The sequence below is a fragment of the Streptomyces doebereineriae genome (assembly GCF_031845645.1).
GTDB classification, from domain to species: Bacteria; Actinomycetota; Actinomycetes; order Streptomycetales; family Streptomycetaceae; genus Streptomyces; species Streptomyces canus.
In genome coordinates, this window is record NZ_JAVREZ010000006.1 from 314839 (window position 1) to 329625 (window position 14787).

13 protein-coding genes are annotated in these 14787 nt (G+C 70.5%); 8 read left to right on the forward strand and 5 right to left on the reverse strand.

From position 1 onward, the window contains the following. The first annotated feature begins 81 nt into the window (after positions 1-81). From RNB18_RS20045 to RNB18_RS20055, 3 genes are read left to right on the forward strand one after another with little or no spacing between them, the layout of a single operon-like run. Positions 82-1422 carry a ferredoxin reductase family protein gene (locus tag RNB18_RS20045; RefSeq protein WP_311715445.1) on the forward strand — a complete coding sequence of 447 codons (1341 nt, stop codon included), beginning with the start codon at positions 82-84 and terminating at the stop codon, positions 1420-1422. Between the two features lie 10 nt (positions 1423-1432). Then, positions 1433-2146 (forward strand): FMN-binding protein, encoded by a 714-nt coding sequence (locus tag RNB18_RS20050; RefSeq protein WP_311715446.1) that lies wholly within the window; start codon positions 1433-1435, stop codon positions 2144-2146. A gap of 10 nt (positions 2147-2156) precedes the next feature. Beyond that, the gene (locus RNB18_RS20055; RefSeq protein WP_311715447.1) at positions 2157-2876 is read left to right on the forward strand and encodes an FAD:protein FMN transferase; all 720 of its coding nucleotides are present in this window, start codon (positions 2157-2159) and stop codon (positions 2874-2876) included. Between the two features lie 71 nt (positions 2877-2947). Here RNB18_RS20055 and RNB18_RS20060 read toward each other — a convergent pair whose 3' ends face one another. Then, complete coding sequence (locus RNB18_RS20060; protein WP_311715448.1) at positions 2948-4978, reverse strand: ArnT family glycosyltransferase; 2031 nt, start codon at positions 4976-4978, stop codon at positions 2948-2950. 232 nt (positions 4979-5210) lie between these two features. On the opposite strand from RNB18_RS20060, the gene RNB18_RS20065 reads away from it, so the two are divergent. The 5 genes from RNB18_RS20065 (at position 5211) to RNB18_RS20085 (ending at position 10485) form a co-directional block, all read left to right on the forward strand. Further along, on the forward strand, positions 5211-6668 hold the full coding sequence (locus tag RNB18_RS20065; RefSeq protein ID WP_311715449.1) for an alpha/beta fold hydrolase: 1458 nt from the start codon (positions 5211-5213) through the stop codon (positions 6666-6668). A 57-nt stretch (positions 6669-6725) separates the two neighbouring features. Further along, positions 6726-7916 carry an RES family NAD+ phosphorylase gene (locus tag RNB18_RS20070; RefSeq protein WP_311715450.1) on the forward strand — a complete coding sequence of 397 codons (1191 nt, stop codon included), beginning with the start codon at positions 6726-6728 and terminating at the stop codon, positions 7914-7916. 72 nt (positions 7917-7988) lie between these two features. Further along, positions 7989-9131 carry an ABC transporter ATP-binding protein gene (locus RNB18_RS20075; RefSeq protein WP_311715451.1) on the forward strand — a complete coding sequence of 381 codons (1143 nt, stop codon included), beginning with the start codon at positions 7989-7991 and terminating at the stop codon, positions 9129-9131. Further along, positions 9131-9820 (forward strand): ABC transporter permease, encoded by a 690-nt coding sequence (locus tag RNB18_RS20080; protein WP_311715452.1) that lies wholly within the window; start codon positions 9131-9133, stop codon positions 9818-9820. Before RNB18_RS20075 ends, RNB18_RS20080 begins: the two co-directional genes overlap by 1 nt. After that, on the forward strand, positions 9817-10485 hold the full coding sequence (locus RNB18_RS20085; RefSeq protein ID WP_057611116.1) for an ABC transporter permease: 669 nt from the start codon (positions 9817-9819) through the stop codon (positions 10483-10485). Before RNB18_RS20080 ends, RNB18_RS20085 begins: the two co-directional genes overlap by 4 nt. Before the next feature lie 37 nt (positions 10486-10522). Here the strand turns inward: RNB18_RS20085 and RNB18_RS20090 are convergent, their stop codons facing one another. From RNB18_RS20090 to RNB18_RS20105, 4 genes are read right to left on the reverse strand one after another with little or no spacing between them, the layout of a single operon-like run. Continuing rightward, complete coding sequence (locus tag RNB18_RS20090) at positions 10523-11125, reverse strand: GTP-binding protein (RefSeq protein WP_311715453.1); 603 nt, start codon at positions 11123-11125, stop codon at positions 10523-10525. Further along, positions 11112-11528: a DUF742 domain-containing protein gene (locus RNB18_RS20095; protein ID WP_311715454.1), complete on the reverse strand. Its 417-nt coding sequence runs from the start codon at positions 11526-11528 to the stop codon at positions 11112-11114. The genes RNB18_RS20090 and RNB18_RS20095 overlap by 14 nt, the downstream gene beginning before the upstream one ends. Positions 11529-11547: 19 nt before the next feature. Next, positions 11548-12024 carry a roadblock/LC7 domain-containing protein gene (locus tag RNB18_RS20100; RefSeq protein ID WP_311715455.1) on the reverse strand — a complete coding sequence of 159 codons (477 nt, stop codon included), beginning with the start codon at positions 12022-12024 and terminating at the stop codon, positions 11548-11550. Beyond that, the gene (locus RNB18_RS20105) at positions 12021-14699 is read right to left on the reverse strand and encodes an ATP-binding protein (protein WP_311715456.1); all 2679 of its coding nucleotides are present in this window, start codon (positions 14697-14699) and stop codon (positions 12021-12023) included. Before RNB18_RS20105 ends, RNB18_RS20100 begins: the two co-directional genes overlap by 4 nt. Positions 14700-14787 lie beyond the last annotated feature (88 nt).

The window sequence follows — 14787 nt, forward strand, 5'->3', positions numbered from 1 at the left end:
GAAAGTTGTACGACAGCGAATCGACAGCTCCCGCCGGAGAAGCTCGGTTATCCAGAGGCCCCGATCAAGGAGCTACGACCCGTGACGACCGTCCAATCGCCCCCTGCGCCCCCCACGGCGATACAACGCCCCAGGGTGGTGGCCCGCACCGGGCTCTACGCCGTGCTGGCCGCCAACGCGGCGGTGGTCGCCTGGTTCTTCGCCCAGGCCGGCTTCGCCTCCAACGCGCTCATCGTGCTCGGCCGCCTCACCGGCCTGTATGCCGCGCTCGTCATGGCCTTCCAGCTGGTCCTGGTGGCCCGGCTGCCCTGGCTCGACCGCCGCATCGGCATGGACCGGCTGACCTCCTGGCACCGCTGGACCGGCTTCGGCCTCCTGTGGACGCTCCTCGCGCACGTCGTCTTCATCAGCTTCGGCTACGCCGAGGGCACCGACGTGGGCCCGATCGGCGAGATCGTCGACCTCGCCGAGACCACCGAGGGCGTCCTGCGCGCGGTCGTCGCGTTCTGCCTGATCATCGTGGTCGGTGCGGTCTCCGCCCGGTACGCCCGGCGCCGTCTCGCCTACGAGACCTGGCACTTCGTCCACCTGTACACGTACGTCGCCGTGGTGCTGGCCTTCACCCACCAGGTCGCCGTCGGCACGACCTTCACGTCCTCCTCCGTCGCCACCGGGTACTGGTACGGCGTCTGGGGCGTGGCCCTCGGCTCGGTCGTCCTGGGCCGCGCGGTGCTTCCGCTGTGGCGGAACTGGCGTCACCAGTTCCGGGTCACGGCCGTCGTGCCCGAGAACGACAGCGTCGTCTCGATCTACATCAGCGGCAAGGACCTCGACCAACTGCCCGCCCGCGCCGGACAGTTCTTCCTGTGGCGCTTCCTGACCGCCGACCGCTGGTGGCAGGCCAACCCCTTCTCCCTCTCCGCCGCCCCCGACGGCAGGACACTGCGCCTGACCGCCAAGGCGGCAGGCGAGGGCAGCGCCGCCCTGCGGCACGTCAAGGTCGGCACCCGCGTCTTCGCCGAGGGCCCCTACGGCGCCTTCACCGCCCTGCACCGCACGCGGCCCGAGTCCGTGCTCATCGCCGGCGGCGTCGGCGTCACCCCGATCCGGGCCCTCCTGGAGGAGGTGCAGGGCCACGCCGTCGTCATCTACCGCGTCGGCTCCGACCGGGACGCCGTCCTCTACGACGAGCTGCGCGACCTCGCGACCGCCAAGGGCGCCGAACTCCACCTGGTCACCGGCCCGCCGGTGCCCGACAAGCTGGCGGCGGGCGAGCTGGCGCGTCTCGTGCCGGACATCGCCGAGCGGGACGTCTTCCTGTGCGGACCGCCCCCGATGATGAACGCGGTCCTGGGCAGCCTGCGCGAGCTGGACGTGCCCAAGCCGCAGATCCACTTCGAGCGCTTCAGCCTGGCGGGATGAGGAACAGACCGTGAAACGAGCCATACCTGTCGTCGTCCTGAGCATCGCGGGCCTGGTCCCCGTGTGGCTCTACCAGCCGTCGGCCGAGTCCTCCACCGTCCAGGCCACCACTCCGGCGCCCTCGACGTCCTCCTCGTCCTCCGGGTCGTCCGGTACGAACGTGGTCACGACCACGACGGTCGACACGGAGAAGGGCCCTGTGCAGCTCCAGGTGACCTTCTCCGGTACGAAGATCACAGCCGTCAAGATGCTCCAGCAGCCGAACCACCCGCAGACGACGGCCGCCGTGCCGAAGCTGGTGGCGGAGACCCTGGAGGCGCAGAGCGCGGACATCGACACCGTGTCCGGCGCGACCATCACCAGCGACGCCTACAAGGAGTCTCTCCAGGCCGCGATCGACGACAACGCGAAGGCGGCGTCGGCCTCGCCCTCGGCGTCCGCTTCCGCTTCCGCTTCCGAGGCGTCTTCCCAGACCGTCGACGGTTCGGCGCTCAGCACGGAGAAGGGTCCCGTACAGGTCCAGGTGACCTTCTCCGGTACGAAGATCACAGCCGTCAAGATGCTCCAGCAGCCGAACCACCCGCAGACGACGGCCGCCGTGCCGGTGCTGGTGGCGGAGACCCTGGAGGCGCAGAGCGCGGACATCGACACGGTGTCCGGCGCGACCATCACCAGCGAGGCCTACAAGGAGTCCCTCCAGGCCGCGATCGACGCGAGGGGCTGAGGTACCGACCATGCTGCACCGCGTCGAACACGTCATGGGGTTCCCGGTCTCGCTGCGGGTCGACGACGAGGACGTCCCCGAGTCGGCGGCGGACGCGGTCTTCGCGTGGCTGCGCGAGGTCGACGCCCGGTTCAGCCCGTTCAAGGAGGACAGCGAGGTGTCGCGGTACGACCGGGGCGAGCTGTCGGCCCCGAGCGCGGACCTCACCGAGATCCTCGACCTGTGCGAGCACTACCGGGTCGCCACGGGCGGCGCCTTCGACGTACGGCTGCCCGGTCGCCGTCTCGACCCCTGCGCGGTGGTCAAGGGCTGGTCGGTGCAGCGGGCGGCGGAGTTGCTGACAGCGGCCGGCGCGACGCGGTTCGTCCTCAACGCCGGCGGCGACGTGGTCACCGCGGGCGGCCCCTGGCGGGTGGGCGTACGGCACCCCGAACACGCCGACAAACTGTGCACGGTCCTCTCGCTCGACGGCGGAGCGGTCGCGACGTCCGCGCGTTACGAGCGGGGCGACCACATCGTCGACGGCCGGACCGGACGTGCGGCGACGGGCCTCCTCAGCCTCACCGTCGTGGCCCCGACCCTCACGGAGGCCGACTCGGTCGCCACGGCGGCCTTCGCCATGGGCCCCGAGGGCGTCGACTGGGCCGCCTCCCTGGAGGGTTGCGAGGTCTTCGCGGTGGACGCGGAGCGCCGGGTGCTGCGTACGCCGGGCTTTCCGGCCGTGCCCTGACAGGACACGTGACGAGGGCGGGCCGCCGGGTTGTTCACCGGCGGCCCGCCCTCTGCGTGTCCACGTGCCGGTCAGCCGAGGCGGTACAAGCCGCTGTAGGCGGAGACCGCCGTGCCGTTCTTCTTGACCCAGGTGGAGATCTCGGAGTTCGAGGAGCCCTGGCCGCTGTCGCTGACGACGATGTAGTGCAGCTTTCCGGACTTCACGAGGCTCTTCAGCTTGGCCAGGGTCATGGCGTTGTCGGAGCCGGACCAGCCGCCCATCGAGATCACCGGCTCACCGGACTCCAGGATGATCGAGGAGGCGGTCTGGTCGGTGGCGACCGCGACCAGCCAGGTGGCGCCGTCCTGGTTCTTCTTCAGGTACGAGATCATCGCGGAGGAGACCTGGGTGTCCCCCATGCCTCCGGCGGTACGGCCGGACGCGGACTGTCCCGTGGACCGGCTGCTGGAGCTGGAGCTGCTGGAGCCGCCCGGGCCGCCGCTCCCACTGGGCCGCTGGCCCCCGCCCATGCCGCCGCCCCCGCCCATGCCGCCGGTGCTCGGACCGGCCGTCGGGTTGGTGCCGTTGGTGCCGGCGCCGGCCGCCGACGCCGAGTACGCGGCGGGACCGGCGAGCAGGGCGACGACCGCCGCGAGGGCCGCGATGCCCGTCAGCCGTTGCCGCCCGGTGAACCGGCCGAGCAGCAGCCCGATCACGGCGACCGCACCCGCGACCCCGGCCACGACCTCGGCGACCGTGTACAGCGTCCCGGAGCCGGAGACCCGCTGGAGCAGGACGACCGCCCAGACCGTGCTGCCCGCGATCGCCGCCGGCAGCACCCACACCCTCCCCCACGCTCGAACTCGCTCGCGCGGGGGGACCCCCACCGCCGCCGAACCCTCACGGAAGGCCCTGTACAGCGTCACGCCGCCGATACCGGCCAGGGCCGCGATGCCGGGCGCCATGGCGGTGACGTAGTACGGGTGGAAAGTGCCCTCGGCGAGCGCGAAGGTCAGGTAGTGCAGGACGAACCAGCCGCCCCACAGCAGCAGCGCCGCCCGCTCGGCGTCCGTGCGAGGAGCCCGGCCGCGCAGCACCAGACCGCCGATCAGGGCGACGATCGCGAAGGGGATCAGCCAGGAGATCTGGCCGCCCATGATGCTGTTGAACAGCCGGTACAGACCCGCCTCGCCGCCGAAACTGGCGCCGTTGCCCTGCGAGCCCACCGAGGAACTCGCCCCGAAGATCCGGCCGAAGCCGTTGTAGCCGATGACCAGGTCCCACACCGTGTTGTCGGTGGAGCCGCCGATGTACGGCCGGGAGGACGCCGGAACGAGGTCGACGACCACCATCCACCAGGCGCTGGAGACGACCAGCGCGACGGTGCCGACCGCGAGGTTGCGGATCCGCCGGCCCAGGCCGAGCGGAGCGGCCCAGAGGTAGACGAGGAAGAAGGCCGGCAGGACGACGTACGCCTGCATCATCTTGGTGTTGAACGCGAAGCCGATCGCCACCCCGGACCACACCAGGGGCAGCAGCCGCCCGGTGCGCACGGCCTTCATCAGCGCGGCCGCGCCGAGCAGCATCAGGAAGACCAGGACCGGGTCCGGGTTGGTGTCCCGGGTGATGGCGACGGTGATCGGCGTGAGGGTGAGCGCGAGCGCCGCGATCGTGGCCGCGACGGCGCCGAAGTCCCGCTTGACCATGCGGTACAGCAGGGCCACCGAGCCGGTGCCGAGCGCGACCATCGGCAGCATCAACTGCCAGGTGCCGTAGCCGAAGACGCGGGCGGAGAGCCCCATCACCCACAGCGCGAAGGGCGGTTTGTCGACCGTGATGAAGCTGCCCGCGTCCAGGGCGCCGAAGAAGAACGCCTTCCAGCTCTTGGTGCCGGAGTAGACGGCCGCGTTGTAGAAGGTGTTGCCGCTGACGGACGACATGTTCCAGGCGTACAGCGCCGTGGCCAGCACGAGGATCACCCACAGAGCGGGGCGGGCCCAGCGCGGATCCTCCGGGGGACCGGTGAACAGTGCGCGCAGCCGGCTGCTCGCGGCGGGCGGCGCGGCCCGGTGCCGGCCGTCCTGGGTGGTCGGCGCGGGCGGTGGGGCGAGGGTCGTCATGGCACGTACTCCAGGTCTCCGAGCGGTGGTTGTCATGACCATCGGGCCCGGTGCTGGGTGATCCCTGTGGCTTCGCTGAACGAAGGATGAGAATCAGGGGACTCACAGGGTGCCCACAGCCGGCCCTGCCGCGGCACCTGGAAACGACGGTTGGCGCGGGCCCGGGACGGTTATATTCCTGGGAGCTGAAACGGGCCGCCCGGGGGCGCGGAACGCATCAACGGGGGGAAGTATGGTCAGGGCCGCGATCGTCTTCGTCCATGGGCTGTTCTCCTCGTCGGACACCTGGCGCGACCTCAGGGCGCAGTTATCCGGGATACCCCGCATTGCACAGGATTTCGATTTACTTTTCTTCGACTACGCAACGACCCGTACATCGATGAATCCGCTGCGCAAATCGCCGACCCTCGACACCGTCGCGGGGAGCCTCAGGAGTTATCTCGACGGCCAACCGATCTCCCACGAGCGCCTGGTGTTCGTCACCCACAGCCAGGGCGGACTCGTGGTCCAGAGATACCTGTCGAGGATGCTCGAGGAAGGACGGGGGTGGGAACTCGCCCGGATCCGGCGCGTGGTCATGTTCGCCTGCCCCAACAACGGTTCGGATCTCCTCCTGTTGGCGCGCCGCGGTCTCATGGGTGCCATCGGCAACACGCAGGAACGTGAGTTGAGGCCGCTCCACGGTTCGGTGCAGGAAGCGCAGCGCAGGGTGATGACGGGCATCGTGCACGCCCGGTACGTATCCAGCGACCGCTGCCCGATCCCCCTCGTGTCCTACGCCGGTGAGAGCGACAACGTGGTCTCGCACTCCTCGGCCGTGAGCGTCTTCCCCGAGACCGGGGTACTGCCCGGCGACCATTTCTCCGTCATCAAGCCCAGCCCGGACGGGCGGCTCGTACGCGCCCTGCTGGGCGATCTGGACAAGGCCCTGCGGGAGCCCTTTCCCGAGGAGTCCGTTTCGGGTGAGCCCACTCACTCGAAATCGGCAGCGCAAGGAGAGGAGTTCCTGGCGGAACACCAGATGTTCGGACCGGTGGTCGTACGGACCGGTGATTCCGCCACTCCATTCTTCATACACGGAGGTCCACTGGAACAGTTGTCCGGTATCGACATCATCGTGTCCTCGGAGAACATCTACTTGCAGATGTCGCAGTTCTTCAAGTCCTCGACCTCGGGCAGTCTGCGCCGGGCCGCCGCCATCAAAGGAGCCGGCGGCGAGATCCTCGAGGACGTGGCAGGCGACAGCCTCATCGCGTGGCTGCGCGCCCACGCCCGCTACGGCCTTCCGGTCCTCGAGGGCACGGTCGCGCCGACACCCTCCGGCGCGCTCGCCGAATGCGACGTCCGCCGCATCTACCACGCGGCCGTCGTCACCCCCGTGGACGGCACCGGCGACTACACCGTCAACCGGCACGCCATCACCCGGGCCACGCACAACATCTTCAAGGTGGCCCGCCGGGAGCGCATCGAGCTGAACCTGCCCCTCAGCTCCATCTGCCTGCCCCTGCTCGGGTCCGGCCGCGGCGACATCACGCTCGCCAAGAGCTTCGAGCTCGTCTGGGACGCGCTGATGACCGAACTGTCCGACGACAGTTCGTGGAGCATCCACTTCGCCGCCCGCAGAAGGCGCAGCTTCGACCTGATCAAGGATCTGCTGCTGGCCAAGAAGGCGGAGAACGAGGCCGCCTAGGTGCGCCCTCCGGTGGTTCGCGCTGCTGGGCCGATTCGCCGCCTGTACCGTTGACACATGGAGAGCGCCGACGGCGACGACGGGGCCGCGCACCGGAAACCGGCCGTGGACGACAGGGCGTTGTGCTTCGCCCACATCCATGACCCGTATCTGGACGAAGAACTCCGGGGTGCGACGTTCGAGGGCAGGTGCGCCTTCTGCCCCGAGGACGCGCGCGGCCCCGCGCAGGTCGTCCTGGTCGGCCGGCTCGCCGACACCGTCCTCTTCGCGCTGTCCGGATACGGCTGCCCGGCCGACGCGCCCGTGGAGTGGCCGCACGGTGACTCCCACAAGGTGCCGCCCGATCCGGCACAGGCGGTCGCGGAGGCCTGTGAGCCGGTGCTCGACACCGATGTGCTCAAGGCCGCCCAGGAGTACATCGACCGGCGGGAGTGGGACGGCGACCCGGTCGCGTACGTGCCCCGCTCCAGCGCGGTGCGGGACAGCTGGGAGGGGCTGTGCCGGACGGTGGCCGCGCGCGACCTGGACTTACCCGGCAGCGACCCGTCACCCGGTTCCGACCGGGACCGGCTCGAATCCCTCATGGGCCGGATCGCCGGCATCGTCCGTGACGAGAATCTGGTCATGCGCATGGAACCGGGCGTGAAGATCTGGCGCGGCCGGATGCGCTCGGACAAGACCCTCCCCGGCTACCGGGCCGCCGACATCGGCTCGGTACCCCCCGAGCGCGCGGCGGAGAACCGTATGAGCCGTGCGGGCGTTCCGTTGTTCTACGGCTCCGCCGCCGCCGGAACGGCCGTCGTGGAGATCTCCGCGCGGGACGGCCGCCCCTTCGCCGCCGTCGCGGCCTTCGAGACGACCCGCCCGCTGCGGCTCCTCGACCTCGTGGACATCCCCGAACCGCCGAGCCTGTTCGACCGCAGGCACGCCGCGCGCCGCGACTCCCTCGTCTTCCTCCGGGACTTCGCCAGGGACCTCAGCCGACCGGTCTTCTACGACGGCCGCAAGCACCGCGACTACCGCCCCACGCAGTACCTGACCGACTACTTCCGCCAGTCCGCCGAGCTGGATGTCGACGGCATCCGCTTCCGCTCGGCGCACAACGGCGGTGTGAACTACGCCCTCTTCGTCGACACCACCCAGTGCCTGGAACCGGACGCCGTCGACGGCCAGGGCACTCTGCGGCTGATCGAGGGGTCCGAAAGGGTGGAAGACCTCGACCGCAGTCACGTAACACAAGCCGTCTAGACTCTGCCGGACGGCCTCCCGGACTGGCCGAATGCGGACAACTTCTGCCAGACCCGAAGGGTATTCGGCGCTTTGATACGGATAGATTCAGTCACCAAGCGGTACCCGGACGGCACGGTGGCGGTCGACCGGCTCTCGTTGGAGATCCCCGACCGTTCGATCACCGTCCTCGTCGGTCCCTCGGGTTGCGGCAAGACGACGACCCTGCGCATGATCAACCGGATGGTCGAGCCCAGCGAGGGGACCATCCTGATCGACGGCAAGGACAGCCGGCAGCAGCCGGTCAACACGCTGCGCCGGTCCATGGGGTACGTCATCCAGAACGCCGGTCTCTTCCAGCACCGCACGATCGTCGACAACATCGCCACCGTGCCCCGGATGCTGGGCTGGGGCAAGGAGAAGGCGCGGGCCCGGGCACGGGAGCTGATGGAGCGGGTCGGGCTCGACGGCTCGCTCGCCAAGCGGTACCCCTACCAGCTGTCCGGCGGACAGCAGCAGCGCGTCGGTGTGGCGCGGGCGCTCGCCGCCGATCCGCCGGTACTCCTGATGGACGAGCCGTTCTCGGCCGTCGACCCCGTCGTCCGCAAGGGTCTCCAGGACGAACTCCTGCGCATCCAGGACGAGTTGGGCAAGACCATCGTCTTCGTCACCCATGACATCGACGAGGCCGTCAAGATCGGCACGATGGTCGCCGTGATGCGCACCGGCGGCAAGCTCGCCCAGTACGCGCCGCCCGCCGAACTGCTCTCCAGCCCCGCCGACGCGTTCGTCGAGGACTTCCTCGGCACCGACCGCGGCATCCGCCGGCTCTCCTTCTTCCCCTCCGCGGGCCTGCGACTGCTCACCGGACCGGTCGTCGCGGTCGACGCCACCGCCGAGCAGATCGCCGCGCGGGAGACGGCCGAGGCCCCCTATCTCCTCGTCACCGACGTGGACGGCAAGCCCCTCGGCTGGAGCGAGCCGGGACAGCTGACCGCCGGGAGCGTCGTCGTCGAGCAACTGCTGTCGTACGGGCGGCCGTTCGTCGCGGGTACGGACTCGCTGCGGGCCGCGCTGGACTGTGCCGTGCTCTCGCCCACGGGGTGGGCCGTCGGTGTCGACGCCGAGGGCCGGGTGGCCGGGGTGGTCTCCCAGCAGGCCATCGGCGAGGCGATCCGCGGGGCGCACGCGCAGGGCCGTACGGACGCCCCCGTCCCGGACTCCAAGGTCGGCTGATGGACGGCTTCTTCGACATCCCCAGCGACCTCCAGCACAGCTGGCTCGGTCTCATCGGCCTGCACATCCGGGAGGCCGGGCTGCCGGTCCTCGCCGGGCTGCTGATCTCCCTGCCGCTCGCCCAGCTGTGCGTGCGCTTCCGGTGGCTGTACCCGCCGGTGCTGTGGGTGACGACCGTGCTGTACGCCATCCCGTCGCTGGCCTTCTTCGTGGTCCTCATCGACTACACCGGTCAGACCGAGCTCACGGTGATGATCCCGCTCACCGTCTACACGCTCGTCATCCTGGTTCCGGCGATCGTCGACGGCGTGCGTTCGGTGCCGCAGGAGACCATCGCCGCGGCGACGGCCATGGGCTTCGGACCCGTACGCCGTTACATCCAGGTCCAGTTGCCGATCGCCGTGCCCGCCATCATCGCGGGGCTGCGGGTGGCGACCGTGTCGAGCATCTCCCTGGTCAGTGTCGGCGCGCTCATCGGCAACCAGGGAGCGCTCGGCAACCTCATCAACGACGCGAACATCTACAACCGGCCCGAACTCGCCGTGAACGCCGTGGTGACCATGGCGGTCCTCGCGATCCTCGCCGACGGGCTGCTGGTCGTCGTACGACTGCTTCTGACGCCGTGGATGCCGAGCGGCGCGCGTGCGCGGCGCGCGGAGCGGCCCGAACCGGAGGTCGCCGCCCGGTGAACATCCTCAACTTCATCAACGCGTTCTTCAGCGACAGCGCACACTGGCAGGGCTATGACGGGATTCCCACGAGGCTGGGGGAGCACGTCCAGTACACCCTGGAGGCCCTCGCCATCGCCGCGGCGATCGGGCTGCCGGTGGGGCTCGTCACCGGGCACTACGGGCGGGGCGGCAACGCGCTGGCCTTCATCGCCGTCGCCGGACGGGCCCTGCCCACCTTCGGTCTGCTGGTGCTGATGACCCTGTCGCTCGGGTTCGGGCTGATCAACGTGATGATCCCGCTGGTCGTGCTCGCCGTGCCGCCGATCCTGGTCACCACCTACGAGGCGATGCGGTCGGTGGATCCCGCCCCGGTGGACGCGGCCCGCGGGATGGGCATGCACGAGGTGGAGGTGCTCTTCCGGGTCGAGCTTCCGGTCGCCCTTCCGCTGATTCTCGGCGGACTGCGGTCGGCGGCCATCCAGATCGTGTCGACGGCCACGATCGCCGCGTACGTGTCTCTCGGGGGGCTCGGGCGGTACATCGTCGACGGTCTCTACCAGCGCAACTACGAGAAGGTCGTGGGCGGCGCCGCACTGGTCGCCCTGATGGCGCTGGGGACGCTGGCGTTGTTCTGGGGGATCACCCGGCTCACGGTCTCGCGCGGAGTGCTCCGGAGCAACTAGGCGAAGAGCCGGGGGAGTTCCGATTCCCCCGGCCCCGTCAAGCCTCCGTGCGCGCCAACGCCTGTTCCAGGACGACCAGCAGCGCGTCCCGTACCGAACCGCGCTCCCTCGCGTCGAAGACGATCAGCGGGACGCGGTCGTTGACGTCCAGGGCCCAGCGGACCTCGTCCAGGGTGTGTTCGACCCTGCCGTCGAAGGCGTTGACGGCGACCGCGAACGGGATCTGCCGGTGCTCGAAGTAGTCGACCGCGGCGTAGCAGTCGTCGAGGCGGCGGGTGTCGACGATGACCAGGCCGCCGAGCGCGCCCTCGACGATGTCGTCCCACATGAAGCCGAAGCGCTCCTGCCCCGGCGTGCCGAACAGGTACAGCTTCAGGGTCGGGTCGACCGTGATGCAGCCGAAGTCCATCGCGACCGTGGTCGTGGTCTTGCGCGGGGTGTGGCTGAGGTCGTCCACGCCCGCGGCGACCTCGGTGATGGCGGCCTCGGTGGTCAGCGGCTCGATCTCGGAGATCGAGCCGACCGCGGTCGTCTTGCCCACCCCGAAGCCACCCGCGATCACCATTTTGACCGGCAGCGGCGGTCGTACGGCGGCGGAGGGCACGGCCGAGGGCCGGGTGGCCGGTTCAGTCGGTGTCACGGAGTACCCCTCGGGAGTCGGGGATGGCGCGCAGGCCGTCGATGAGCCTGCGCAGGACGGAGGCGTCGTGGGTGACGTCTGTGTCGGGCACGTGCACCGTCAGCTGCCCCGCCGTGCGCAGGTCCTCGGCGAGGATCCGCACGACGTTCAGGTGCAGCCGCAGCCGGGCCGCGATCTCCGCGATGGACTGCGGTATCCGGCACGCGGCGACGATGTCGTGCTGTTCGAAGGCGAGCCGGTCGAGCACGGCGAGTCCCTCGACGGTGGCCACCACCTGGGTCTCGACGGGCATCGTCCGGCCGGACGGATCGGGTGCCACCCGGCCGGCGGTGACGAGGAACGGCCGTACGGCGGGCACGGGACCGCCCGGCTCCGAGCTCGGAGGCGTGCTGCCGTCCGCCATGACTGCGCTTCCTCCTCGGTCAGCGCTTCGACGTCGCGCCGACGCTGTTCTTCAGTTCGAGCACCAGCTGGGGGCTGAGCGCACTGCCGGCACGGTTCGCGAACAGCGTCATCTCGTACGCGATGTTGCCGAGCTTGGCCTCCTTGTCGGTGACGACGCCGAGCACGGCGCCGCTGCCGATCGCGGAGACGAGGACGTGGCCGCCCTCCAGGTCGATGATGACCTTGTTGAGGCCGCCGAGGCCGTAGTTGCCGGAGGCGCCGGCGGCCAGGCTCGTGATGCCGGAGACGATCGCGGCGAGGCGTTCGGAGTCCGCGTGCTCGCGTAGTTCCGACACCGCGATGAGCAGCCCGTCCGAGGACACGGCGATGGCGTCGACGACGCCCGCCGTCTCCGTCGCGAAACGGTTCAGCAGCCAGGTGAAGTCGGCTGCGGCGGCCTGCAGGTCGGCGGGCGTGGTGCCTTCCGTAGGCGTGTCACCTGTGGACGTGCTCACTGCTCCGCTCCTTCCGGGGAGTGGTTCTGGTCGTGCGGGGGGTTGGATGCGGTCTTGTGGGTTGCCACGTCGTCCTCGAACACCGGTCTGCGGTGGCTGCCGGTCTCGCTGTCCCGGTGGGCGCGCTCCACGGCCGCCTCGAACTCGTCGAGCGCGTCACGCACGGCCTCGGCGTCCGCGGGCCGGGGCGGGGCCGCCGGGGACACGGCGTCGGCACCGAGGGTGGTGCGCAGCGTGGCGCCACGCACGCGGCGACGCAGGGGGCGGGCGCCGTCGCCTTCGTCACCGTTCCCGGTCACCTCGGCGGTCGCCGCCTCGCCGGTACGGGCCTGCGGGATGAACGGGGCTGTGTCGGAGGGGATGTCGCGGTGGGGGACACGGCGGGGGAGCGGGGCGGGCTCGCCGCCGGCGGGAGCGGGGGACCCGTTCGATGCGCTGGGACCGGCTCCCCGGACGCCGGCTTCGGCGGGCCGCACGGCACCCTGACCGGACCCGGCGTCCGCGGTGCCGCCCACGTTCGCCGCCGGCCGCGCCGCCGTGACGTTCGCCGCCGGTACCGTACCCGCGGCCGAGTCCGGGAGTGTTCCGGTGGTGGCGGACGCGCCCGCCGCCGGTGCCGTACGGGACTCCGCCGCCGTACCCGCCATCGCCGTCGAACCGCCGGAGGCAACCGCCAGCGGGCTCATCGTCAGCAGCAGGGACGACGGGATCGTCACCTCGGCCGTGACGCCGCCGCCGGGGGTGCGGGTGAGCGTGACGCTTACCTCCCAGCGGCGCGCCAGCGTGCCGACCACGAACAGGCCGAGCACCTTCGTCGGGACGAGGTCGAGGCGCTCGCGGCGGATGAGGCGGGCGTTCTCCTCCTCCAGGCGCTCGGCGCTCATGCCGAGACCGTGGTCGGAGATCACGACCAGCGCACCCTCGTGACTGTCCTTGACGATCACCTCGACGGGGCTGCCGGCGGGCGAGAAGGACACGGCGTTCTCGACGAGTTCGGCCACCATCAGCGTGAGGTCGCCGATGATGTCGGGCTCGACCATGACCTCCGTGCCGACCTGGAGGGAGACCCGCTGGAAGCCCTCGATCTGGCCGAGCGCGGCGCGGACGACGTTGGTGAGGGCGAGCGGCCCGGAGTCGAGGACGGTCTCGCGGATGCCGGCGAGCAGCATCAGGCTGTCGGCGTTGCGGCGCAGGCGGACCGCGATGTGGTCGATGCTGTAGAGGCGTTCCAGGAGCGCCGGGTCGGTCTCGCCGCGCTCGACGGCGTCGATCAGGGCCAGCTGCCGGGTGGTCAGGTTGCTGACCCGGCGGCCGACGTTGCCGAACATCTCGGCGACGTTGCGGCGGCTGAGCACCTGGCGTTCCAGGAGCGCGACCGCGGTGGTCTGCACCTGGTTGAACACGTCTGCGAGATCACCGATCTCGTCCTTCGCGGTGACCGGCATCTCCTGGAGCCGCGGCGTCCCGGTGTCCTCGGTGTCGTCGTCGGCCACGCGGGCGAGCTCACGGCCCGCCACCTCGGCGACCTGCCTGGCGGCACCGGTGAGCGCCTGCACCGGGCGCACCACCGAGCGTCGTACGGCGACCGAGAAGGCGAGCCAGAGCACGAAGCCGAGGAGAGCCGAGCCGAGCAGCCAGGCGGCGTTCGAGCGCGCGTCCCGGGAGGCGGTGTCGGCGCGGTCGGCGATCTGGTCGATGAGCGAGGTGGTGGTCTTCAGCCGGGTCCGGGCCTGGGCGCGGTAGTCCGGGTAGGAGTCGAGCGCCGTCTGGAAGGCGTTCTTGATCGCGGACGGGCTCTCCGCCTGGAGTGAGCCCGGGTCGATCTGCAGCTCGGCGTACTGCCGGGCGATCGTCGCCTGGGCGGTGTTGTGCTCGATGTCGCCGAGTTCCTCGGCCTGCTCCGCGGTGGCGAACCGGCCGAAGCGCTCGACCTGGTGGGTGTACTCGTCGTAGGAGCCGATCGCGCCGATCAGCTCGATGAGGGCGTTGGAGTCGCCGGTCGTCGCGGAGAACACACCGGTCTCGAAGGCGCCGTGGGCGGCGTCGGCGCGCAGCAGCGAGTCGAGCAGGTTGCCGGTGAAGGTGGCGGCGAGCGCCGGGTTGCGGTCGAGCCCGAGACCGTCGATCAGACCCTTGGCGGCGTCGCTGTAGGCCGGGTCGATGTTGTCGGCCGGCAGATAGGCCTTCTCGATGGTGTTGCGCAGGTCCTCCAGGCCGTTGACCTCGAGCAGGGCCTGGGCCTCCTCGTCCGGCAGCCGGCCGCCGAAGGTCGCGTGGACCTTCTCGACCTGGTTGTCCACGCGGATCTGGGCCTCGCGGTAGGCGGACTGCGAGGGGGTGGCGCCGTCCCAGGTGGCCTGGTGGCGCACGGAGAGCAGGACGGCCTGCTGGTGCTCGGCCTCCAACTGCCCGACGAGCTTGGCCACCTCGGCGCTGTCCCGCACCAGCTGGGCCGCGTCCGACGCGTCCCGGGACTGGCCGACCTGGTCGGCGAAGAGATAGGTCAGCAGCACGGCGACCACCGCGAGAGGCACACCGACCAGGATGTTCAGCTTGCGCCGGAACGGCCAGCGCTCGGCGAAGTCCCGTATGCCCCGGTTACCGCTGCCACGGGTGCCGCCCCGGGACGGCGACGGTGCCGACCGGGTGGACGCGCCCACCTCGTTCGTGGACACCAGCCCTCCTTCGTGGGTGTCTCGGCCGGCGCGCGAGAACGCATATGACCGATACTGATCGCTACGGGACGGTGCGTAGGGACACCTG